28 protein-coding genes are annotated in these 23,002 nt (G+C 40.4%); 15 read left to right on the top strand and 13 right to left on the bottom strand.

The window, feature by feature from the left end; genetic code table 11:
* Positions 1–56 precede the first annotated feature (56 nt).
* The 3 genes from Q4A91_RS02450 (at position 57) to Q4A91_RS02440 (ending at position 1,525) form a co-directional block, all read left to right on the top strand.
* The gene (locus Q4A91_RS02450; RefSeq protein WP_303204442.1) at positions 57–524 is read left to right on the top strand and encodes a hypothetical protein; all 468 of its coding nucleotides are present in this window, start codon (positions 57–59) and stop codon (positions 522–524) included.
* Between the two features lie 66 nt (positions 525–590).
* Positions 591–1,034 carry a hypothetical protein gene (locus tag Q4A91_RS02445; protein WP_303204441.1) on the top strand — a complete coding sequence of 148 codons (444 nt, stop codon included), beginning with the start codon at positions 591–593 and terminating at the stop codon, positions 1,032–1,034.
* Between the two features lie 23 nt (positions 1,035–1,057).
* Positions 1,058–1,525, top strand: a complete 468-nt coding sequence (locus Q4A91_RS02440; RefSeq protein ID WP_303204440.1) for an 8-oxo-dGTP diphosphatase — start codon at positions 1,058–1,060, stop codon at positions 1,523–1,525.
* On the opposite strand, the gene Q4A91_RS02435 is transcribed toward Q4A91_RS02440, so the two are convergent.
* Complete coding sequence (locus Q4A91_RS02435; protein ID WP_303204439.1) at positions 1,522–2,037, bottom strand: transcription repressor NadR; 516 nt, start codon at positions 2,035–2,037, stop codon at positions 1,522–1,524. The genes Q4A91_RS02440 and Q4A91_RS02435 overlap by 4 nt on opposite strands.
* A gap of 11 nt (positions 2,038–2,048) precedes the next feature.
* Positions 2,049–2,549, bottom strand: a complete 501-nt coding sequence (locus Q4A91_RS02430; RefSeq protein ID WP_303204438.1) for a hypothetical protein — start codon at positions 2,547–2,549, stop codon at positions 2,049–2,051.
* A gap of 161 nt (positions 2,550–2,710) precedes the next feature.
* On the opposite strand from Q4A91_RS02430, the gene Q4A91_RS02425 reads away from it, so the two are divergent.
* Complete coding sequence (locus tag Q4A91_RS02425; protein WP_303204437.1) at positions 2,711–3,085, top strand: hypothetical protein; 375 nt, start codon at positions 2,711–2,713, stop codon at positions 3,083–3,085.
* A gap of 36 nt (positions 3,086–3,121) precedes the next feature.
* On the opposite strand, the gene Q4A91_RS02420 is transcribed toward Q4A91_RS02425, so the two are convergent.
* Genes Q4A91_RS02420 through coaB form a run of 3 tightly spaced genes read right to left on the bottom strand, consistent with a single transcriptional unit; the run spans position 3,122 to position 4,921 of the window.
* Positions 3,122–3,685 carry an ECF transporter S component gene (locus Q4A91_RS02420; protein WP_303204436.1) on the bottom strand — a complete coding sequence of 188 codons (564 nt, stop codon included), beginning with the start codon at positions 3,683–3,685 and terminating at the stop codon, positions 3,122–3,124.
* Positions 3,669–4,220 carry a phosphopantothenoylcysteine decarboxylase gene (gene coaC / locus Q4A91_RS02415; RefSeq protein WP_303204435.1) on the bottom strand — a complete coding sequence of 184 codons (552 nt, stop codon included), beginning with the start codon at positions 4,218–4,220 and terminating at the stop codon, positions 3,669–3,671. The genes Q4A91_RS02420 and coaC overlap by 17 nt, the downstream gene beginning before the upstream one ends.
* A gap of 11 nt (positions 4,221–4,231) precedes the next feature.
* On the bottom strand, positions 4,232–4,921 hold the full coding sequence (coaB, locus tag Q4A91_RS02410) for a phosphopantothenate--cysteine ligase (RefSeq protein ID WP_303204434.1): 690 nt from the start codon (positions 4,919–4,921) through the stop codon (positions 4,232–4,234).
* A gap of 228 nt (positions 4,922–5,149) precedes the next feature.
* Here coaB and Q4A91_RS02405 point away from each other — a divergent pair, with 228 nt between their 5' ends.
* The 3 genes from Q4A91_RS02405 (at position 5,150) to radC (ending at position 10,018) form a co-directional block, all read left to right on the top strand.
* A complete protein-coding gene (locus Q4A91_RS02405) occupies positions 5,150–6,820 on the top strand; it encodes a formate--tetrahydrofolate ligase (protein ID WP_303204433.1) in 1,671 nt (556 codons plus the stop codon).
* Between the two features lie 183 nt (positions 6,821–7,003).
* Positions 7,004–9,295: a DNA helicase PcrA gene (pcrA, locus tag Q4A91_RS02400; RefSeq protein ID WP_303204432.1), complete on the top strand. Its 2,292-nt coding sequence runs from the start codon at positions 7,004–7,006 to the stop codon at positions 9,293–9,295.
* Positions 9,296–9,337: 42 nt separating this feature from the next.
* Positions 9,338–10,018 (top strand): DNA repair protein RadC, encoded by a 681-nt coding sequence (gene radC / locus Q4A91_RS02395; RefSeq protein ID WP_303204431.1) that lies wholly within the window; start codon positions 9,338–9,340, stop codon positions 10,016–10,018.
* 14 nt (positions 10,019–10,032) lie between these two features.
* Here radC and Q4A91_RS02390 read toward each other — a convergent pair whose 3' ends face one another.
* The 8 genes from Q4A91_RS02390 to Q4A91_RS02355 all read right to left on the bottom strand — a co-directional run bounded on the left by Q4A91_RS02390 (position 10,033) and on the right by Q4A91_RS02355 (position 15,280).
* Positions 10,033–10,488, bottom strand: coding sequence for a hypothetical protein (locus Q4A91_RS02390; RefSeq protein WP_303204430.1), 456 nt, complete (start codon positions 10,486–10,488; stop codon positions 10,033–10,035).
* A 23-nt stretch (positions 10,489–10,511) separates the two neighbouring features.
* A complete protein-coding gene (locus tag Q4A91_RS02385; RefSeq protein WP_303204429.1) occupies positions 10,512–11,201 on the bottom strand; it encodes a gamma-glutamyl-gamma-aminobutyrate hydrolase family protein in 690 nt (229 codons plus the stop codon).
* Positions 11,202–11,216: 15 nt separating this feature from the next.
* Positions 11,217–11,858 (bottom strand): redox-sensing transcriptional repressor Rex, encoded by a 642-nt coding sequence (locus Q4A91_RS02380; protein WP_303204428.1) that lies wholly within the window; start codon positions 11,856–11,858, stop codon positions 11,217–11,219.
* 82 nt (positions 11,859–11,940) lie between these two features.
* Positions 11,941–12,156, bottom strand: coding sequence for a DUF4649 family protein (locus Q4A91_RS02375; protein WP_303204427.1), 216 nt, complete (start codon positions 12,154–12,156; stop codon positions 11,941–11,943).
* Between the two features lie 6 nt (positions 12,157–12,162).
* Positions 12,163–12,510, bottom strand: a complete 348-nt coding sequence (locus Q4A91_RS02370; protein WP_254735782.1) for a DUF1831 domain-containing protein — start codon at positions 12,508–12,510, stop codon at positions 12,163–12,165.
* 4 nt (positions 12,511–12,514) lie between these two features.
* Positions 12,515–13,630, bottom strand: coding sequence for a cysteine desulfurase family protein (locus tag Q4A91_RS02365; protein ID WP_303204426.1), 1,116 nt, complete (start codon positions 13,628–13,630; stop codon positions 12,515–12,517).
* A gap of 9 nt (positions 13,631–13,639) precedes the next feature.
* Positions 13,640–14,599, bottom strand: a complete 960-nt coding sequence (locus Q4A91_RS02360; protein ID WP_001283843.1) for a ribose-phosphate diphosphokinase — start codon at positions 14,597–14,599, stop codon at positions 13,640–13,642.
* Positions 14,600–14,710: 111 nt separating this feature from the next.
* Positions 14,711–15,280, bottom strand: coding sequence for a CYTH domain-containing protein (locus Q4A91_RS02355; RefSeq protein ID WP_303204425.1), 570 nt, complete (start codon positions 15,278–15,280; stop codon positions 14,711–14,713).
* 128 nt (positions 15,281–15,408) lie between these two features.
* On the opposite strand from Q4A91_RS02355, the gene Q4A91_RS02350 reads away from it, so the two are divergent.
* The 8 genes from Q4A91_RS02350 to Q4A91_RS02315 all read left to right on the top strand — a co-directional run bounded on the left by Q4A91_RS02350 (position 15,409) and on the right by Q4A91_RS02315 (position 22,971).
* Positions 15,409–16,080: a GTP pyrophosphokinase family protein gene (locus Q4A91_RS02350; protein WP_303204424.1), complete on the top strand. Its 672-nt coding sequence runs from the start codon at positions 15,409–15,411 to the stop codon at positions 16,078–16,080.
* Positions 16,064–16,882 (top strand): NAD kinase, encoded by an 819-nt coding sequence (locus Q4A91_RS02345; protein ID WP_000799063.1) that lies wholly within the window; start codon positions 16,064–16,066, stop codon positions 16,880–16,882. The genes Q4A91_RS02350 and Q4A91_RS02345 overlap by 17 nt, the downstream gene beginning before the upstream one ends.
* Positions 16,879–17,775: an RluA family pseudouridine synthase gene (locus tag Q4A91_RS02340; protein WP_303204423.1), complete on the top strand. Its 897-nt coding sequence runs from the start codon at positions 16,879–16,881 to the stop codon at positions 17,773–17,775. Before Q4A91_RS02345 ends, Q4A91_RS02340 begins: the two co-directional genes overlap by 4 nt.
* Before the next feature lie 43 nt (positions 17,776–17,818).
* Entirely contained in the window at positions 17,819–18,793 is a 975-nt protein-coding gene (gene pta / locus Q4A91_RS02335; RefSeq protein WP_303204422.1) for a phosphate acetyltransferase, read from the top strand.
* Between the two features lie 82 nt (positions 18,794–18,875).
* Positions 18,876–20,054, top strand: a complete 1,179-nt coding sequence (gene mutY / locus Q4A91_RS02330; protein ID WP_303204421.1) for an A/G-specific adenine glycosylase — start codon at positions 18,876–18,878, stop codon at positions 20,052–20,054.
* 56 nt (positions 20,055–20,110) lie between these two features.
* A complete protein-coding gene (gene yycF / locus Q4A91_RS02325) occupies positions 20,111–20,818 on the top strand; it encodes a response regulator YycF (RefSeq protein WP_303204420.1) in 708 nt (235 codons plus the stop codon).
* Positions 20,811–22,160, top strand: coding sequence for a cell wall metabolism sensor histidine kinase VicK (gene vicK / locus Q4A91_RS02320; protein ID WP_000568721.1), 1,350 nt, complete (start codon positions 20,811–20,813; stop codon positions 22,158–22,160). Before yycF ends, vicK begins: the two co-directional genes overlap by 8 nt.
* Position 22,161: 1 nt before the next feature.
* Positions 22,162–22,971, top strand: coding sequence for an MBL fold metallo-hydrolase (locus Q4A91_RS02315; protein WP_303204419.1), 810 nt, complete (start codon positions 22,162–22,164; stop codon positions 22,969–22,971).
* The last annotated feature ends 31 nt before the right edge of the window (positions 22,972–23,002 follow it).

Genomic DNA, 23,002 nt, shown 5'->3' with positions numbered 1-23,002 from the left:
GGGCTGGGCATTCTGCTTTTGATTATACAGATAGAAAAGAGAAGAAGGAGGCGCAAATGGAACGAAAGATTAAGAAACCAAAGAAGATCAAACAACAGAACAGACAAATGAGAAAAATCCAGAAAAAGTATTCTTTGATTGCTCATGTCCAATTGTGGATGGAAAGACATTCAAAGATTGCTTCTTTTATGGATGGTGGTATAATATTATTATCTATTTTTGGTATCATGTATGTGTTGTTCGGGACGTCACTTATCCCGAAACCATATCAAGAAATGTCCTATGTCTTGCCAATTATTATGAATTTTGTCTTTTTGGTGCACACACTCTATCAAGGTATTTTTAGAGATGGTTTTAGCAATAAGGCTTCAGTACAAGGATTTTTAAAAACTTTTCTATTCATAAACGGACCTATTTTTCTCCTCCACTTAATTGTTGGGGTGAAAGGGGGAATGTTAAAAAAATTTCTTCCCTATTATCTATCGATTATCGCTACATCTGGCTTCCAATTACTACCTATCTAATCTTTTTCATCATTCCAGCGATATTAATGGTCATTTTGAAATATAAGGACAAAAAGAGGAATAATCATGACAAAAGAAAATCTAACTAAGTTATTTTCATTTAAAACACTCTATTTGGCTTTGCTAGCTTTTGTGATTCTTCATTTGATCTTGTTAGTTTTTGGCCTATCCTTTACGCCGGTTTTGTGGAATAGTTGGTTTTTCATTCTTTGTTTGACTTTCTTAATCCATCCCTGGAGAATCTTTTATAGAATAAGAGATTTTCAATGGTACCACCTTATTTTTCAATTATTTAGTGGATTGGTTGCACTTTACCTTTGGTTTTCAGCATTTTTTGCTTTGTCAATTATGTTGGATCCAGCCATTCCCATCAACATAGACTATCACATACAAGGTAAGGAAATCATTATTGTTAGAGGTTTTGTGGTCCACAGTACCTATGAACATCATGAATTGATCAATCCCTTTATCATGAAGTCAGAAGTAAAATACAACGAAGATATGTTTTAATAATTTAGAAAGCGAGCAAATCTATGTCCCGTGCCCAATCAACTATTTTAACCAACATCTGTCTAATCGAAGATCTAGAAAATAAGCGAGTAGTCATGCAATATCGCTCTCCTGAAAACAATCGCTGGTCTGGCTATGCCTTTCCAGGAGGTCATGTTGAGAACGGCGAGGCCTTTGCCGAGTCCGTCATTCGTGAAATATACGAAGAAACTGGTCTAACGATTCAGAACCCCCAACTGGTCGGTATTAAAAATTGGCCCTTAGATACAGGTGGACGCTACATTGTCGTTTGCTATAAGGCGACAGAGTTTAGTGGAAATCTCCAATCCTCAGAAGAAGGAGAAGTATCTTGGGTGCAAAAAGACCAGATTCCAAATTTGGATCTGGCCTATGATATGTTGCCTTTAATGGAAATGATGGAAGCACCTGACAAGTCTGAGTTCTTCTATCGCCACCGTACAGAGGACGGCTGGGAGAAAGAAATTTTCTAGTCTTTTACCAAATAACCTAACTGATCCAAGGCCTCCTCGATATAGTGGAGGTCTTGTTGTGTCTCAGCTTCAACAAGGTGGTAATGAATGCCGCCTGTCAATTCAGAAAGGGGTCTAAAGTCTGAATTCTCGACTTGTTCCAGAAAGTGCTGGACATCTCGGCGGCAGGTGAGTTTGAGGTGGGTTTCAATTTCGCCATAAACGGGATGATCGATTAAGATATTTTGAACGCGTCCGCCATTATCTACAATGGCTAGAAGTTCCTGCCCGATTTCTTCCAGTTCATGTTTCATTTTAAAGAGTTTGTGGACGTAGGTGGTGGCATCATTTTCTTTGTAGATATAACCACGATTGGTGGATAGGATAGGAGCCCCATCTGCTCGGAGAATAGCGATGTCCTGTACAATAACTTGGCGCGTAACATGGAAGTGTTCAGCCAAGGTTTGACCATTGAGAGCTTTTGGTGCCTCTTTTAACAGTTTGAGAAGAGCTTGTTTGCGATCCTTTGTCATAGTTTTTCCTTTTAGCGACGTTTTCGAAGCACTTTATAGACAGCTAGTGCTAATGTATAGTCTATCATACTATGGACGATTGTGCCAAAACCAACTAGGACAAAGAGAACATAAAACATATTTTCAACATTTGTCCCTGAAGTAGCATAGAAGATGATACAAGCTATTACTTCAGCGATAGCATGAACAACACCCAAAACAAAGTTAAAAATCCAAGATGCCTTTGGTTTATCCAAGGTTTCAGGGAATTTCTTTAAGTACAAAGCCCCCAAAGTACCAAAAACAATGTGAGAGAAGGCACGGAGTACAATAACAGGCGGATAGCCTGCCATCAGAAAACCAAGACTAGAAGCAATAATCACAAAAGCAGCCATCAAAGGCGAAAGAAACATGGCGATAAAGATGGGGATATGACTTCCCAAGGTGTAAGAAGCCGGTGGGATAACGATTTTAAAAGGCATAATGATTGGAATCAAAATCGCTATTGCAGTGAGTAGGGCAGTCATGGTCATAAACTGCGTTTTTTCCGTATATTCATAAGAACCTCCATTTATCTGTATATACACAAGTATAGTACAATAAATCACCAATCAAGTCAAGAAGCATTATTGATTTTTCAGGAAAATTTGGTTAAAATGTGGTAAAGAATAATAGGAACTAAGGAGAAATTGTGATGATACTTTTTGTTTACCTAATCGTGGTAATCGTGATGATGTCAAAGCAGAAAAAAGAAGGGAAAGTAGTCTCAGGTTGGACTCGTTTCCTAGTTTATAGTTTATTGGTCCTTTCGATACTCTCTCTATTAGCAGATGTTTTGGCTCTTTCACTTGTCTTTAATCCCTTAGTAGGATTTTACTATATGGAAGTTATAGGAATCATGTTAGAAATTGTTCATTTTGTCAATATGATGATTGCTTTGGGTTTGATTTTATTGTCGGTAAGTATATACTTGGATAGTCAGAGAAACCAAGAACCAACTCCTCTTTCACATCATGTAGTGAGACTCGGTGTTCACATTTTTTTGATTATTCTCATGCTTAAAATATGAAAACTCCACTTTCATTATGAAAGTGGAGTTAATTTTTTATTTCTTCAAGGTTTCGAGACGTGGGACAATTGCTACTGTTAGAATGGAAGAAATGACAAGCTCGGCAATTGAGTTTGTAGAAATAACGGTTGCCAGGAGTTTTTGAATATTGCCGTCGAAGACATTTCCAAAAAGGAAGAAGATTCCACCGAGAACAAAGACGGTGTTGGTAAGGGAACCGAGAGCACCAGCAAAGATGAGACCCGTTCTGTTTTTTAATAATTTATAAACCAAGTAAGGTGTCAGCCCAATCAAAACGCGAGGGACAATAGCGATAATAGCAGAATAGATGTTTCCGTTCGGTACGAATGGTGAGAAGAGGTAGCTGGTTGGAAGGATGATAATCGTGTTTACCGTTAAGCTCAATAGTCCCATAAGAAAACCAAGTGTAACTCCAACTCGAGGGCCATAGATGATACTAGCAATAATGACTGGAATATGAACGATAGTTGGTTTAATTGGAAATGGGAAAAGGTTAAATAGGAGAGAACTCAAAAAGTGGATAACGAGCATAACTGCAAAAAAGATAGCAATTGGAGCAATGTTAGAGCGTTTGTTCATCGAGAGTTTCCTTTATTCTTTCTAAAATAGTATTCAGGTCAGCTAGGGCGCCTTTGCCGTGATCGCCACAGGCTAGTAGAGATTCTTTTGGAGAGATGATCTGATAACCATAGGTCTCTAATATTTTTAGATTAGCCTGAGTTGCCGGATGGTCATACATTTTTGTATTCATGGCTGGTGCGACTAACTTTTTGACGTGGTTTGGCAGGGCAAGCGCTGTGCTTGTCACCATGTTGTCAGCAAATCCGTGTGCTAGTTTGGCAATGGTATTAGCAGTAGCAGGAACAACAATAAAAAGGTCAGTCCTTTTGCCTAGTTCGATATGATTGACTTGATCAGGAGCAGGTTCCTTCATGACATCAAGGTGGACAGGATTTTGAGAGAGGACCTGTAGTGTCAACGGTTGGATAAACTGTCTCGCTGCCTCAGTCATTAAGACAGTGACATGATGGCCTTGTTTTTTCAAGGAACTGACTAGGTCAGCTGATTTATAGGAGGCAATGGAACCTGTCACTGCGATGAGAATATTTGCCATGGCTTTCCTTTCTATGAATCGTATGCTTGAATTTTTTCAAGCAGGAGGTTTGCTATTTCCTCTTTGGTTTGAACGGTTTGGAGTTGCTCTTTCTCAACAAAGATTGCTTGATGCTGGTTTGCTGAAATTTGAGTCAGGTCATTTGCAATGATCAAGTCTGCTTGGTTCTTGATAATACTCTTTCGTGCGATCTCAATGAGATAATCCTCAGACACATCAACCAGCAATTTAAACCCAATCAGATGAATGGCAGGATTCCATTCTTTGATCAGAGAGATGATTTTGGGTGTTTTTTTCAGGAATAAAACCTGAACCTCATCAGTTGAAGAAATCTTAGTCTGATGATTCTGCTTGTTTAAAAATTCTTCTAAATTAGAGCTAGCCTGAACTTCCTCAAGTCCCGTCATATAAACAGGAGTGTAGTCAGACACAGCCATTGAGTGGATTAAGACCTGATATTCCTTAACAAGTTCTTGCATCACAACTAGAAGGTCGTTGGTATTATTAATTTCTCGAATGCTTAGCTTGGGATGAGCTTCTGGCTTCAGAACCCGTTTTGTCGTAATCAAACAAACTTCATGCCCTGCAGCAAGCAAGGTTTCTGTGATGATTTTCCCCAAGCGTCCTGTAGAATGGTTAGTAATAGAGCGGACACTATCAATAGCTTCACTGGTACCGCCCGATGTGACTAAAATTTTCATAGGACTATTGTACACAAAAATAAACAGTAAGTAAAATGAAAGCGATAAAATTTTGCTAAAACAAAGCTACACTATAGTTTATAACTATAAAGCCATATAAAATTTTTCAAAGGGCTCTAAAAATCTTGACATTCAGGATATTTACGAACGTTTAGAGAGTTTATGGATGTTAAAAATCTTGTTTTGTGATATAATGAATTATCACATTAGAGGTTAGAGGAGTTTTGAATGAAAACAGATATTGAAATCGCGCAGAGTATTGAGTTGAAGCCGATCGTTGATGTTGTTGAGAAACTGGGTATTTCTTACGACGATTTGGAATTGTATGGGAAGTATAAGGCTAAACTCAGCTTTGATAAAATTCGTGCAGTCGAGAGCAATCCAGTTGGTAAATTGATCTTGGTTACTGCCATCAATCCAACACCAGCAGGTGAAGGAAAATCAACTATTACCATTGGTCTGGCAGACGCCTTGAACAAGATTGGCAAGAAAACTATGATTGCCATCCGCGAACCATCTCTTGGCCCAGTAATGGGAATTAAGGGCGGTGCAGCCGGTGGTGGTTATGCCCAAGTGTTGCCAATGGAGGACATCAACCTCCACTTTACGGGGGATATGCATGCCATTACAACAGCCAACAATGCTCTTTCAGCCTTGATTGACAATCACTTGCACCAAGGGAATGAACTAGGAATTGACCAACGTCGAATCCTTTGGAAACGTGTGGTAGACTTGAATGACCGCGCCCTTCGCCATGTGACCGTTGGACTTGGTGGCCCTCTAAGTGGTATTCCACGCGAGGATGGTTTCGATATTACCGTTGCTTCAGAAATCATGGCCATTCTTTGCTTGGCGACTGATATTGAAGACTTGAAACGTCGTTTGGCGAATATCGTTATCGGCTATCGTTACGATCGTACGCCAGTTTCTGTTGGTGATTTGCAGGTTGAGGGGGCTTTAGCATTGATTTTGAAGGATGCTATCAAACCAAATCTGGTTCAGACAATTTACGGAACACCTGCTTTTGTACACGGTGGTCCATTTGCCAATATTGCTCATGGCTGTAACTCTGTTTTAGCAACGACCACAGCCCTTCATTTAGCGGACTACACAGTTACTGAAGCTGGTTTTGGGGCAGACCTTGGTGCTGAGAAATTCCTTGATATCAAGACACCAAACTTGCCAACATCTCCAGATGCTGTTGTCATCGTCGCAACCCTCCGTGCCCTTAAGATGAATGGTGGTGTAGCTAAGGACGCTCTTACAGAGGAAAATGTAGAAGCAGTTCGTGCAGGTTTTGCTAACTTGAAACGTCACGTTGAAAATATTCGTAAGTTTGGTATTCCAGCAGTTGTTGCGATTAACGAATTTGTCACTGATACAGAAGCTGAAATTGCAGCCTTGAAAGAACTTTGTGATTCTATTGATGTGCCAGTTGAACTAGCAAGTGTCTGGGCTGATGGGGCAGAAGGTGGTGTAGCACTTGCTGAAACACTTGTCAAGACAATCTCTGAAAATCCAGCCAACTATACTCGTCTTTATGACAACGATCTTTCTGTTCAAGAAAAGATTGAAAAGATTGTTACTGAAATCTACCGTGGTAGCAAAGTGAACTTTGAGAAGAAAGCTCAAACGCAAATTGCCCAAATCGTTCAGAATGGTTGGGACAAATTGCCAATTTGTATGGCTAAAACGCAATATAGTTTCTCTGATAATCCAAATGCACTTGGAGCACCAGAAAACTTTGAAATTACCATCCGTGAATTGGTACCAAAATTAGGTGCAGGCTTCATCGTTGCCTTAACAGGTGATGTCATGACCATGCCAGGCCTTCCAAAACGTCCAGCTGCTCTTAATATGGATGTTGAAAGCGATGGAACAGTTCTAGGCTTGTTCTAGTAAATTGCAATTGATTTAAATGAGTTTGGAAAAGATTTCCAAGCTCATTTTCTTGTCTAGATATGAGGCGTTGTCGTTAGCTGATAATAGAGTTACTTTCTAGACGCAACCAGTCTAGGTAAAGATATTTTCTCTGATTTCTGATATAATAGAAACATTGACTTCAAGAGTAAGGAAGAGAAAATGAACGCATTATTGAATGGAATGAATGACCGTCAAGCTGAGGCGGTGCAAACGACAGAAGGGCCCTTGTTAATCATGGCGGGGGCTGGTTCTGGGAAGACCCGAGTTTTGACCCACCGTATTGCTTATTTGATTGATGAAAAGATGGTCAATCCTTGGAATATCTTGGCCATTACCTTTACCAATAAGGCTGCGCGTGAGATGAAGGAGCGTGCCTATGGCCTCAATCCAGCCACTCAGGACTGTCTGATTGCGACCTTTCACTCTATGTGTGTTCGTATCCTGCGTCGTGATGCGGATCATATTGGCTACAATCGGAATTTCACTATTGTAGATCCTGGTGAGCAACGAACTCTCATGAAACGCATTCTCAAGCAGTTAAACTTGGATCCAAAAAAATGGAATGAACGAACCATTTTGGGAACCATTTCCAATGCTAAGAATGACTTGATTGATGATGTGGCTTATGCTGCTCAGGCTGGTGATATGTATATGCAAATCGTAGCCCAGTGTTATACGGCCTATCAGAAAGAGCTTCGTCAGTCAGAGTCGGTTGACTTTGATGATTTGATCATGTTGACTTTGCGTCTCTTTGATCAGAATCCTGATGTTTTGACCTACTACCAGCAGAAGTTCCAGTACATTCATGTTGATGAGTACCAAGATACCAACCATGCCCAGTACCAATTGGTCAAACTCTTGGCTTCACGCTTTAAAAATATCTGCGTGGTCGGTGATGCGGACCAGTCCATCTATGGTTGGCGTGGGGCTGATATGCAGAATATATTGGATTTTGAAAAAGATTACCCTCAAGCCAAGGTAGTTTTGTTAGAGGAGAATTATCGTTCAACAAAAACCATTCTCCAAGCCGCCAATGACGTCATCAAAAACAATAAAAATCGCCGCCCCAAGAATCTCTGGACCCAGAATGCTGATGGGGAACAGATTATTTACTATCGTGCAAATGACGAACAAGATGAGGCTGTTTTTGTAGCCAAAACCATCGATGAACTTGGTCGTAGTCAAAACTTCCTCCACAAGGATTTTGCAGTTCTTTATCGGACTAACGCCCAGTCTCGTACTATTGAGGAGGCCCTCCTAAAGTCCAATATTCCTTATACTATGGTCGGCGGAACCAAGTTCTACAGCCGTAAAGAAATCCGTGACATTATAGCTTATCTTAACCTCATTGCCAATTTGAGTGATAATATCAGTTTTGAGCGCATTATCAACGAGCCTAAACGCGGAATTGGCCCAGGAACCGTTGAGAAAATTCGTGACTTTGCCAATATGCAAGACATGTCTATGCTGGATGCTTCAGCCAATATCCTGTTGTCTGGCATCAAAGGAAAAGCAGCCCAGTCAATTTGGGACTTTGCCAATATGATCTTGGATTTGCGAGAAAAACTGGATCAATTAACTATCTCCGAGCTGGTTGAGGCTGTTCTAGAAAAAACTGATTATATCGATATTCTCAATGCCCAAGCGACCTTAGAAAGCAAGGCAAGGGTTGAAAATATCGAAGAGTTCCTATCTGTTACCAAGAATTTTGACGACAATCCTGATAGTCAAGAAGAGGAAACAGGTTTAGATAGACTCAGTCGTTTCTTGAATGACTTGGCTTTGATTGCAGATACGGATACAGGCAGTCAGGAGACATCAGAAGTGACCTTGATGACCCTCCATGCAGCTAAGGGACTTGAGTTCCCAGTTGTCTTTATTATCGGGATGGAGGAGAATGTCTTTCCCCTTAGCCGTGCAGCTGAAGATCCAGATGAACTGGAAGAAGAACGCCGTTTGGCCTATGTCGGTATCACACGAGCAGAAAAGATCCTCTATCTGACCAATGCCAACTCTCGCTTGCTTTTCGGTCGTACAAATTATAACCGTCCAACACGTTTCATCAATGAAATCAGTTCGGACTTGCTCGAGTATCAAGGTTTGGCCCGTCCAGCGAATACTAGCTTTAAAGCCTCTTATAGCAGTGGTGGGATTGCTTTCGGTCAAGGTATGAGCTTAGCTCAGGCCCTTCAAGAACGGAAACGCAATGCTGCACCAAGCTCTATCCAGTCAAGTGGTCTTCCGTTTGGGCAGTTTACATCCGGAAATAAAAAAGATTCAAGTGATACCAACTGGTCTATTGGGGATATTGCTCTCCACAAGAAGTGGGGAGAGGGAACTGTTCTGGAAGTCTCTGGTAGCGGTGATACTCAGGAACTAAAAATCAATTTCCCAGAAGTCGGTCTGAAAAAACTCTTAGCTAGTGTGGCCCCAATTGAGAAAAAAATCTAATTTTCCATCCTTCTCACGAATAATAAAGTGAGGAGGATTTTTATGTACAGTATTTCATTCCAAGAAGATTCACTCTTACCTAGAGAAAGACTAGTAAAAGAAGGAGTAGAGGCTCTAAGCAATCAAGAGTTGTTTGCTATTTTGCTCAGAACGGGAACGCGTCAGGCCAATGTTTTTGAAATTTCCCAGAAAGTCTTGAACAGTTTGACCAGCCTAACTGATTTGAAAAAAATGACCCTGCAGGAATTGCAGAGTCTGTCTGGTATTGGACGGATTAAGGCCATTGAACTACAAGCAGTAATTGAACTGGGGCATCGTATTCATAAACATGAAACCCTTGAGATGGAAAGTATTCTCAGTAGTCAAAAGCTAGCCAAGAAAATGCAACAGGAGCTTGGCGACAAAAAACAAGAGCACCTAGTGGCGCTCTATCTCAACACTCAAAATCAAATCATTCATCAGCAAACTATTTTTATCGGCTCTGCGACACGCAGTATTGCTGAACCGAGGGAAATCCTTCACTATGCTTTGAAGCATATGGCTACCTCCGTGATTCTCGTTCACAATCATCCATCTGGTGCAGTATCCCCTAGTCGAAACGACGACCATGTCACTAAACTAGTCAAGGAAGCCTGCGAACTGATGGGAATTGTGTTCTTGGACCATTTGATTGTCTCTCACTCTGATTACTTTAGTTACCGTGAAAAGACGGATCTGATTTAAGATTGCACATGATCTTACTCAATCACTTTTAAAACATAGGAATCTACTTCTGCCATATTGATAACAGGAAGAGGTTTTATCGTGGGTACAAGTAAATTTTCTTGAACGATAAAGTTGACAATCGAATTGAAATCTTCGATTTTATAATATCTTTTTTTATGAATGAGAATATCTCTGTAAAAGTAAAGACTTGAATGAAATTTACTTTTTAGTTTAGCATCTGCCTTTTTACAAAATAGTTTTGCCTTTTTAGACATTTCTTCCAGCTGTTTTTCTTTTTCTTTTTGAGATAGTTTATCGAAATTCTCTTTATTCTTAGAAAAAGATTGGTAACTTTCCGCTGTTAAAAGTCTATAGAGATTAGAAAGATGAAAGCAAACCCTTAATTCTTTTTCATTGTTTGATAAGAAAACATTAGCTTCTATATCTCTCAAAATCTCATGAGTAGAAGGTATTTTAATTTCATTCATGATTAATAACCTATTTATAAGTCCTAGAGTTCGTTAACAACATAGTCAAATAGCATTTTATCTTTGGGACGATTCTCAAAGATAAATTCAGGATGCCATTGAACACCAAGATAAGGAAAGCCGTCCGTAGTGGTCACAGCCTCAATGATTCCATCTTTAGGATCATGTGCTACAACCTTAAGATTTGAGGCTAGATCTTTAATGCTCTGGTGGTGGAAGGAGTTGATGTGAGAGATTTCTCCATAGATTTCTCGGAGAATGGTATCAGGTTCCGTTACGAGGCGTTGGGTAGTGTATTCGGCTGAACAGTCCTGCCAATGATCGTCGATATCTTGGTGAAGCGTGCCTCCCATGGCGACATTAAAAAGTTGAGTACCCCTACAAACAGAGAAAATTGGTTTCTTTTGCTTAATCGCTTCTTTGATAAGTGCTAGTTCAAAAATATCTCTTTGAAGGTGGTAGTCATCACTATCAATAGCCTTTGGTTCACCATAGTATTTTGGATCAACATTTTGCCCACCCGTTAGGATGAGCTTATCAATGATACTGATGTAATAGGCAGCCATTTCTTGATCACCAATTGGTAGGATGATTGGAATTCCGCCAGCGTCCTTGACTCCTTCAATAAAGCCCTTTGCTGCATAGCTCATCATGATGTCATCATCTGGATGAGCTTTTTCATTTCCTGTAATCCCAATAACTGGTTTTTTCATAAATGCTTTCGCTTTCTAATCCTCTTTACGCATAAAATAGAGGAGGGTTTGGAGTTCGCTTGTCAAATCGACATACTGAACGACCACATCTTTTGGGAGGTGAAGGTGAACAGGGGAAAAGCTGAGAATACCTTTTATACCTGCATCAACCAAAAGATTGGCAACTTCTTGTGATTTAACACTTGGAACTGTTAGGATAGCAGTTTTGACATCTGCTTCTTTGATTTTTTCTTTAATCTGAGAGATACCATAGATTGGAATTCCATCAGGTGTCTGGCTTCCAACTTCTGGATGGTCATCTAGGTCAAAGGCCATGATAATTTTCATCTTGTTACGCTCGTGAAAGCGGTAGTGGAGAAGGGCATGGCCCATATTTCCGATTCCAACCAACATAACATTTGTAATTGAGTTATCATTTAGGAGATCAGCAAAAAAATTCATCAATTTTTTGACATCGTAACCAAAACCACGACGACCTAGTTCACCAAAATAGGAAAAATCCCGACGAACGGTCGCAGAATCGATTCCGATAGCCTCTGCAATTTGCTTGGAGTTGGCACGTTTGATTTTTTCTGCATGAAATCTCTTGAAAATTCGATAGTAAAGAGAGAGTCTTTTTGCTGTTGCTTTTGGAATAGCAGACTGTTTATCTTTCACAAAATCACAACCTTTCTATTCTTCTATTTTATAGAAACATTGTGAAAAAATCAACAAAAACAAGAAAAAACTAAGAAATTTCTTAGTTTTTATCTGAAAAATGAGCTTGTGATAGAAAACGGTAGAAATCGCCAACCAATCCTTGATAAATCACCTTATCATTCAGCGTTAAGGAGCTGATTAGGAGAGTATCAGGTAGTGTCACACAGCCTGATAGAGATAACATGAGCTCTTCGTAATCCTTATATTCAAGTGTACGTTCTACGTGATAGTTATCTTGATAGGTAAGTCGATACATAGTCAATTATCTTTCTTCTTTAGTGAAAATACCGCGTTCTACTAAACTGTCCATGAGGAAGTAGAATTTTTCCTGATGAATGTGGTGGTCTTCTGATTTAAAGATATTGACCAAACGAAGACCAGACTTGTCAGTGATGTTGAGTTTAGCACCTGTAAGGTCTTTATTGATGATGATTTTTAGCTTGAAACCTTCACCACTGTTGGGTACTTTTTCAAGTAGACGAGTTAGTTCGAAGTTTCCTACCTTTGTTTCAAAGAAAGTATTATCTTTCAGTGTGAACTTTTTGACAGATGGGCTAAGTGTGTAGTTGTAGCGGCAGTTTTGTAGTTTAATGGTTTTTTCGAATGCCATTAGATTAATCTCCAATAATATTTTTTAAGGTTTGTGCGAGTTGTTTCAGTTCTTCCTCAGTGTTAAGAGGAGAAAGACTGATACGGACAGATTCTGATAAACGATGCGAATCTGGTCCATAAAATGCTTCAAGCACATGACTGGTTTGCACAATACCAGAAGTACAAGCTGAACCGGTAGAAATTGAAATTCCTTCAAGATCTAACCGTAGTAAGAGCAAATCATTCTTTTGACCAGGGAAGCCAATGTTGACAACATAAGGAAGTTGGTGGTTACTTTCATTGAGATAGTAGTCGAGACCTGCAATTTCTTCTAAAAAAGTAGCTTTGAGTGCGCTTAGTTTTTGGTAATGCTCAACTTGGTCATTTAAATCCTCTTTGAGAGCAGCGACCATACCTACAATAGCAGCGAGATTTTCTGTTCCAGCCCGTTTCTTTTGTTCTTGGTCTCCACCGTGAAGGTAGGAATCAAAGTCCGCGGAAGAAGCATAAATAAAGCCAACTCCTTTTGGTCCATGGAATTTGTGGGCAGAAGCGCTGAGGAAATTAATTCCCAATTCCTCTGGATGAATAGGGATTTTCCCGATAGCTTGAACAGCATCTACATGATAAGCCGCAGAATGCTCTTTTAAAATACGTCCAATCTCAGCGATAGGTAAGAGACTGCCGGTTTCATTATTAGCATACATGGTAGAAACGAGGATGGTATCGTCACGTAAAGCTTCTTGAATTTGCTGGGCAGTTATTTCTTGATTTACTGGTTTGATGATAGTTGCTTCAAAACCAAAATGTTGCACCAGATAATCGATAGTCTCAAGTACAGAATGGTGTTCAATAGCTGTCGTGATGATATGTTTTCCACGATTTTGATGACGGAGACAATAGCCGATAATGGCTGTATTGTTACTTTCTGTACCGCCAGACGTGAAAAAGATATGTTGAGGTTTGGTTCCTAGTAAGAGGGCTAAGTCTTGACGAGCCTCTCGTAAGAGTTTACCAGCTTGTCGACCATGGCCATGAATACTAGAAGGATTACCATGAGTTTCTTGCATGACCTTGGTCATTTCTGCAATAGCTACTGCTGACATAGGAGTCGTAGCAGCATTGTCCAAATAAATCAAAGAATCACCTTATTTCTTTTTGTTGTAAGCAAAGAGTGGGCTGACTGGTTTTCTTTCATGGATGCGGACGATAGCATCTCCGATTAATTCGCTAGCAGTAATGTAACATACATTTTCTGGAGTTCTTTCTTTGGTTGCTACTGAGTCTGTCACGAGGATTTCTTTGATGTTTGTAGCGTCAAGAAGATCTGCTGCACCTTCAACAAATAAACCGTGACTGGATACTGCATAAATCTCAGTTGCGCCTTCACGTTCAACGATTTTAGCTGCTTCAGAGAAAGTACGACCAGTATTTAGGATATCGTCAATCAAGATAGCCTTCTTGCCTTCAACATCCCCAATGATATAGCCTTCGTTACGATCAGAATCATCTTGCGCGTAGTCAATGATAGCGATAGGAGCATCAAGGTATTCAGCCAAACTACGAGCACGTTTAACACCAGAGTTCTTTGGACTAACAACAACAACATCAGAACCAAGAAGTCCCTTATCACAGTAGTGCTTAGCAAATAGAGGAACAGTATAAAGATTATCTACAGGAATATCAAAGAAACCTTGGACCTGAACAGCGTGGAGGTCAAGCGTTAGAACACGGCTTACACCAGCTTTGACAAGCATATTGGCAACCAGTTTTGCAGTGAGGGGTTCGCGAGAAGAAGCGATACGATCCTGACGCGCATAACCAAAGTAAGGAAGGACAACGTTGATACTATGAGCACTTGCACGTACACAAGCGTCAACCATGATCAACAACTCCATCAAGTGGTTGCTAACGGGATAGCTGGTTGACTGGATTATATAAACATCGTAACCACGAACACTTTCTTCAATGTTGACCTGGATTTCGCCGTCAGAAAATTGACGAGAGGATAATTTCCCGAGAGGTACACCAACTGTATCCGCAATCTTTTGAGCGATTTCATGGTTAGAGTTTAGGGTGAAAAGTTTCATGTTGTTTCTATCTGACATTATAGACCGTCCTCTGTAAACTTTGCGAATCTTCTTTGAGAAAGTTTTGTTTTTCAAAGCCAGATTCTTTTATTTTTATCTTTTCTATTTTACCAAAAAAAGGAGATTATTTCAGCTTTTTTTCATGCTTTTAATAAAACGAATTAATTTTGAAGGAGCTTTCTGATAGGTTATCTGATTTTTATCTAAGTATCTCTGAAAATCTGCTTTCCCTTTTTCATGGTCAGTGACTTCAAGCTCGAGTTCATAGTCCGTCTGATCAAAGTAGTGACTTTCATCTAAGGCCATTAAACCAATTTCTGTTTTCGTTTCATAACGAAGGGTGGAAAGGCAGCCTAGAACAAGCCAGTCATGGCTTTCGATGCCAATCTTAGCGAGTTTCTCTAGAACGAGCCCTGGAGGTAGTTTTTGTTTTTCTAGGTATGATTCAGCTTCTGGAAGAGTTAGTTTCTGGTTGTATTCCATATTTCCTATACTTTGAGGTACTTTTAAGGTCAATTCCGCCCAATCTGAAAAGGTGCGAATGCGCATGGCAACCTTCTTTTCACGCAATTGGAAATCTGGTGTGTCAATGTAGTAGTTTTTCTGAAAGACGGGTTGGATATGGGAAAACTGTTTTTTTAGATGATCATATTCCTCTTTTTTCAGAAGTGTTTTCAATTCTATTTCTAAATGTTTCATTTTTTCAACCTTTTCTATATCTTTGAAAGCGATTTATGGTATAATGGACAATGTATTTATTGTATACGAATGTACTGAAAAAATCAAAGATTTTCGACAGAGCAATCAAACATTACAAGGGAGAAAGTATGACCATAGAATGGGAAGAATTTTTAGATCCTTACATTCAGGCTGTTGGTGAATTGAAGATTAAACTTCGGGGAATTCGCAAACAGTATCGTAAGCAAAACAAGCATTCTCCGATTGAGTTTGTAACGGGTCGTGTAAAACCGATTGAAAGTATCAAAGAAAAGATGGCTCGTCGAGGAATTACATATGCAAGTCTCGAACATGATCTGCAAGACATTGCGGGTTTACGTGTCATGGTTCAGTTCGTTGATGACGTGGAAGAAGTTGTTGCAATTCTACGTAAACGCCAAGATATGAGAGTCGTTCAGGAACGAGACTATATTACTCATCGTAAGGCTTCGGGCTATCGTTCTTATCACGTGGTTGTTGAGTACACGGTTGATACGATCAACGGAGCGAAGACGATTTTGGTGGAGATTCAAATACGGACTTTAGCCATGAATTTCTGGGCTACGATTGAACACTCGCTCAATTATAAATATCAGGGCGATTTTCCAGAAGAAATCAGGAAAAGACTGGAAATCACGGGCAAAATAGCCTATCAACTGGATGAAGAAATGGGTAAGATTCGTGATGATATCCAGGAAGCGCAGGCTCTCTTTGATCCATTGAGCAGAAAATTAAACGATGGTGTAGGAAATAGTGACGATACAGATGAAGAATACAGGTAAACGAGTTGACCTCATAGCAAATAGAAAGCCACAAAGTCAGAAGGTCTTGCATGAACTGAGGGAAAAACTAAAAAAACAACATTTTATACTGAACGATACCAATCCCGATATCGTGATTTCCATTGGTGGTGACGGAATGCTTTTGTCTGCCTTTCACAAGTATGAGAATCAGTTAGACAAGGTTCGATTTGTAGGTGTTCATACAGGGCATTTGGGATTTTACACAGATTATCGTGATTTTGAGCTGGATCAGTTGGTGACCAATCTTTTACTAGATACTGGTGCCAAAGTTTCCTATCCAGTCTTGAATGTCAAGGTAACGCTTGAAAATGGAGAAGTGAAAATCTTCCGTGCTTTAAATGAAGCCAGTATCCGTCGATCAGATCGGACCATGGTTGCGGATATCATCATTAACCACGTTCCGTTTGAGAGATTTCGTGGAGATGGAGTGACTGTTTCAACGCCGACGGGAAGTACTGCCTACAACAAATCCTTGGGTGGAGCTGTTTTGCATCCGACCATTGAAGCCTTGCAATTGACGGAAATAGCGAGCCTCAATAATCGAGTCTATCGCACTTTGGGATCATCAATCATTATTCCCAAAAAAGATAAGATTGAACTCTTACCGACACGCAATGATTACCATACGATATCAGTCGATAACAGCGTCTATTCATTCCGTAATATAGAACGGATTGAGTATCAAATCGACCATCACAAGATTCACTTCGTAGCGACTCCAAGTCACACTAGTTTCTGGAATCGTGTCAAAGATGCCTTCATCGGCGAGGTGGATGAATGAGGTTCGAATTTACCGCAGATGAGCACGTCAAAGTCAAAACCTTCCTCAAGAAACACGAGGTTTCTAAGGGACTTTTGGCTAAGATTAAGTTTCGAGGCGGGGCTATTCTGGTCAATGGCCAACCTCAAAATGCGACTTATCTCTTAGATGTTGGAGACAGGGTTACTATTGATATTCCAGCAGAGGAAGGATTTGAGAGCCTTGAAGCTATTAATCGACCACTCGATATCTTGTATGAGGATGACCATTTTCTGGTTTTGAATAAACCTTATGGAGTAGCTTCCATCCCCAGTGTTAATCATTCCAATACCATTGCCAATTTTATCAAGGGCTACTATGTCAAGCAAAACTATGAAAACCAGCAAGTTCACATCGTGACTAGGCTTGATAGAGATACTTCTGGTTTGATGCTTTTTGCCAAACACGGATACGCTCATGCACGTTTAGACAAGCAACTGCAACGAAAGTCTATCGAAAAACGTTACTTTGCTTTGGTTAAAGGAGCTGGTGTCTTGGAGCCTGAAGGGGATATTATTGCCCCGATTGCGCGTGATGTGGACTCCATTATCACAAGACGGGTTGCCAAGGGTGGGAAATACGCCCATACATCATATAAAGTTGTAGCTTCTTACGGAAATATTCACTTGGTCGATATTCAACTGCATACTGGACGAACTCATCAGATACGAGTGCATTTTTCTCATATCGGTTTTCCTTTGTTGGGAGACGATCTCTATGGAGGCAGCCTAGACGACGGTATTCAGCGCCAGGCCTTGCATTGTCATTATTTATCTTTTTATCATCCTTTTCTAGAGCAAGATTTGCAGCTAGAAAGCCCCTTACCGGATGATTTCAGCAATCTTATTACTCAGTTATCAACTAATACTCTTTAAAACTTATTTGGAGTATAATTTATTTTCTTAAAGGAGAAAACTCATGGAAGTTTTTGAAAGTCTCAAAGCCAACCTGGTTGGCAAAAATGCTCGTATCGTTCTCCCTGAAGGGGAAGAGCCACGTATTCTTCAAGCGACAAAACGCTTGGTAAAAGAAACAGAAGTAATCCCTGTTTTGCTTGGAAATCCTGAAAAAATTAAAATTTATCTTGAAATTGAAGGAATCATGGATGGTTATGAAGTCATTGACCCTCAACACTATCCTCGATTTGAAGAAATGGTTGTTGCTTTAGTAGAGCGTCGTAAGGGTAAAATGACTGAAGAAGAAGCGCGCAAAGTTTTGGTTGAAGACGTCAACTACTTTGGTGTGATGCTAGTCTACTTGGGCTTGGTTGACGGTATGGTGTCAGGAGCAATTCACTCAACCGCCTCAACAGTTCGCCCAGCCCTTCAAATCATCAAAACTCGTCCAAATGTAACTCGTACGTCAGGTGCCTTCCTCATGGTTCGTGGTACGGAACGTTATCTATTTGGTGACTGTGCTATTAATATCAATCCAGATGCAGAAGCCTTGGCTGAAATTGCTATCAACTCAGCAATCACAGCTAAAATGTTTGGTATTGAACCTAAAATTGCTATGCTAAGCTATTCTACTAAAGGTTCAGGATTTGGTGAAAGTGTTGATAAAGTAGTGGAGGCTACTAAAATTGCTCACGACTTGCGTCCCGACCTTGAGATTGATGGTGAGTTGCAATTTGACGCTGCCTTTGTTCCTGAAACTGCAGCTCTTAAAGCTCCAGGAAGTAATGTAGCAGGTCAAGCAAATGTCTTTATCTTCCCAGGTATCGAAGCAGGAAATATTGGGTACAAGATGGCAGAACGTCTCGGTGGTTTTGCGGCTGTCGGACCTGTTTTACAAGGTTTGAACAAACCTGTTAACGACCTTTCTCGTGGATGTAATGCAGACGATGTGTACAAGTTGGCCCTTATCACAGCAGCTCAAGCAGTTCATCAATAAGATTTAGTCCTCTTTCCCATGGGAAGAGGCTTTTTAGTACTGAGAAAAGGACAGTTAGAAGCTTCTATGTTATACTAGATATATGTTAGATTTGAAAGAATACGGTATCGTCATGTGGCCAGAGGAGAAGATCATTTCATTTCGTGAGAAACTCCTCAAATGGTATGATGAAAACAAGCGAGATCTACCTTGGCGGAGAAGTAAAAACCCTTACCACATCTGGGTATCTGAAATCATGCTCCAGCAGACCAGAGTGGATACAGTTATTCCATACTACGAACGATTCTTGGACTGGTTTCCAACTGTTGAAAGTCTGGCGAATGCCCCTGAGGAGCGTTTGTTGAAGGCTTGGGAGGGATTAGGCTATTATTCTCGAGTGCGCAATATGCAGACTGCAGCCCAGCAGATTATGGCTGACTTTGGTGGTCAATTTCCAAACACCTATGAAGGAATATCTTGCCTGAAAGGGATTGGCCCTTATACTGCGGGAGCTATTTCCAGTATCGCTTTTAATTTGCCTGAGCCAGCGGTCGATGGCAATGTCATGCGAGTTTTGGCACGCTTGTTTGAGGTTAATCATGATATCGGAGTTCCCAGCAATCGAAAGATTTTCCAAGCTATGATGGAAATCTTGATTGACCCGAAACGACCGGGTGATTTTAACCAAGCTCTGATGGATTTGGGCTCTGATATAGAGGCTCCAGTTAACCCTCGACCAGAAGAAAGCCCTGTTAAGGACTTTAGCGCAGCCTATCAGAACGGAACTATGGATGTATATCCGATTAAAGAACCCAAGAAAAAGCCCCTCCCAATTTATCTCAAGGCTTTGGTTGTGCGCAATGACCGTGGGCAATATTTACTAGAGAAAAACGAAAGCGAGAAACTACTAGCTGGTTTTTGGCATTTCCCATTGATTGAAGTTGATGATTTCTCAAGTGATGACGATCAGCTAGATCTCTTTTCTCAAGTCAAAGAGGAAAGCAGAGTATTTGGGCCAAGTCCTCAAGAAAACTTTGAGCAAGATTATGATTTAGAAGTGAATTGGTCCCAGCAAGTATTTGATCAAGTCAAGCATGTATTTAGTCATCGGAAATGGTACATTCAAATCCTAGTTGGTCAAGTGTTGGAAACAAAACAGTTTCCAGACAGAGAAATTCGTTGGGTTTCTCCTCAGGAGTTTTCTGATTATCCACTTGCGAAACCTCAACAAAAAATTTGGCAGGCTTATAAAACAACTCTTGAAGATGAAGGCTTACAGTAGCCATTTGTGCCTTCTTTACATTTTTTTGTTATAATAGATAGAGAAAAGGTGATAAAATGAAAAAAATATTAATTGTAGATGATGAGAAACCAATCTCAGATATTATTAAGTTTAATATGGCCAAGGAAGGTTATGAAGTTGTTACAGCCTTCAATGGTCGTGAGGCAATCGAGCTATTTGAAACAGAGCAACCAGATATTATTATCCTTGACTTGATGCTACCTGAAATCGATGGTTTAGAAGTTGCTAAAGCTATTCGTAAGACTAGTAGCGTGCCGATTATCATGCTATCAGCTAAGGATAGCGAGTTTGACAAGGTTATTGGTTTAGAGTTAGGTGCAGATGATTATGTTACAAAACCTTTCTCAAACCGTGAGTTGCAGGCTCGTGTCAAGGCTCTGCTTCGTCGTACAGACCTGGTTTCTGTGGATAGCCAAGAGTCTGATGAGAAGAAAACGCAGCCTTTACAAATTGGTGATTTGGAAATCGTTCCAGATGCTTACGTGGCGAAGAAATATGGTGAGGAGTTAGAATTGACCCACCGTGAGTTTGAACTCTTGTATCACTTGGCGTCTCATATTGGTCAAGTGATTACACGTGAACACTTGCTTGAGACTGTATGGGGTTATGACTATTTTGGTGATGTTCGTACAGTGGACGTGACCATTAGACGCTTGCGTGAAAAAATCGAAGATACTCCAAGTCGTCCAGAGTACATTCTCACACGTCGTGGTGTTGGATACTATATGAGAAATAATGATTGAAGATATTAGACAAACTATTCTGACCAGCGATTTTATCTTTATCCTGATTTTACTTGGCTTTATCCTGGTGGTGACCTTGCTGTTACTGGAAAATCGTCGCGATAATATCCGTCTGAAGGAGATAAATCAAAAGGTTAAGGACTTGATTGCAGGTGATTATTCTCAAGTTTTGGACTTGCAAGGAAGTACAGAAATCACCAATATCACCAATAATCTGAACGATTTGTCAGAAGTTATTCGTTTGACCCAAGAAAATCTGGAACAAGAGAGTAAACGATTGAACAGTATTCTTTCTTACATGACAGATGGCGTTCTTGCGACCAATCGTCGTGGCCAGATTACTATGATCAACGATATGGCAAAGAAACAGCTCGGTGTGCAGAAAGAAGATGTTCTGAATAAAAGCATCCTCGAATTACTCAAGATAGAAGATGAGTATGAGCTGCGTGATCTGATTACACAGATTCCTGAGTTGACGATTGACTCCCAGGATGTAAATGGTGAATACCTAAGCCTTCGTGTACGTTTTGCTTTGGTTCGCCGTGAGTCAGGTTTCATCTCTGGTTTGGTTGCCGTTTTACATGATACGACCGAGCAGGAGAAGGAAGAGCGTGAGCGAAGACTCTTTGTTTCGAACGTGAGTCACGAGTTGCGAACTCCTTTGACCAGTGTTAAATCTTATCTTGAAGCCTTGGACGAGGGAGCTCTGTATGATCCTGTTGCTCCTGATTTTATCAAGGTTTCACTCGATGAAACCAACCGTATGATGCGGATGGTAACAGATCTCTTGCATCTCTCTCGTATTGATAATACGACAAGTCAGCTAGATGTGGAATTGATTAATTTTACAGCATTCATCACCTTTATTCTCAACCGCTTTGATAAGATGAGAAGTCAGGATGACGAGAAAAAATATGAGCTTGTCAGAGATTACCCTATTAATTCAGTTTGGATCGAGATTGATACCGATAAGATGACTCAGGTGATTGATAATATTCTTAACAATGCCATCAAGTACTCACCAGATGGTGGGAAAATCACTGTCAGCATGAAGACCACAGATGACCAGATGATTTTATCCATCAAAGACCAAGGTCTAGGTATTCCAAAGCAAGATTTGCCTAAGATTTTTGACCGTTTCTACCGTGTGGATCGTGCAAGAAGCCGTGCCCAAGGTGGAACTGGTCTAGGTCTGGCGATCGCCAAAGAAATCATCAAACAACACAATGGCTTTATTTGGGCCAAAAGTGAATACGGTAAGGGATCGACCTTTACCATCGTGCTCCCTTATGATAAGGATGCCGTAAAAGAAGAAATATGGGAGGACGAAATAGAAGACTAGAATGAGTGAAAAAGGCTTTAAATACAGTATTTTAGCGTCAGGTTCCAGTGGAAATTCCTTTTATCTGGAAACCCCAAAAAAGAAAATCATAGTGGATGCAGGCTTATCTGGTAAGAAAATTACTAGTCTGCTAGCTGAAATCAATCGCAAACCTGAAGATCTGGACGCGATTTTAATTACGCATGAGCACTCAGACCATATCCATGGAGTCGGTGTCTTGGCTCGCAAATATGGCATGGATCTTTACGCCAATGAAAAGACATGGCAGGCCATGGAAAATAGTAAGTACCTAGGCAAGGTGGACTCTTCGCAAAAGCATATCTTTGAAATGGGTAAAACCAAAACCTTTGGTGATATCGACATTGAGAGTTTTGGTGTGAGCCATGATGCGGCAGCACCACAGTTTTACCGATTTATGAAAGACGACAAGAGCTTCGTCATGCTGACCGACACAGGTTATGTTAGTGATCGTATGGCAGGAATTGTCGAGAATGCGGACGGCTACCTCATCGAGTCCAACCACGACGTGGAAATCTTACGAGCTGGATCTTATGCTTGGCGACTCAAACAGCGTATCCTATCTGATCTCGGTCACCTTTCTAACGAAGACGGAGCTGAGGCCATGATTCGTGCAATGGGAAATCGAACCAAGAAAATTTATCTTGGTCACTTGTCCAAAGAGAACAATATCAAGGAGCTGGCTCATATGACTATGGTCAACCAGCTAGCGCAAGCTGATCTGGGAGTCGGAGTAGACTTTAAAGTTTATGATACTTCACCAGATACCGCAACTCCATTAACAGATATATAAAAAGAAGGCGAGTGCCTTCTTTTGTTTTGTA

Origin of the sequence: Streptococcus sp., assembly GCF_030528045.1 — a bacterium.
Classification (GTDB): domain Bacteria; phylum Bacillota; class Bacilli; order Lactobacillales; family Streptococcaceae; genus Streptococcus.
Note: the sequence above shows the minus strand (reverse complement) of the source record. Positions and strands in the feature narration are given on the sequence as shown.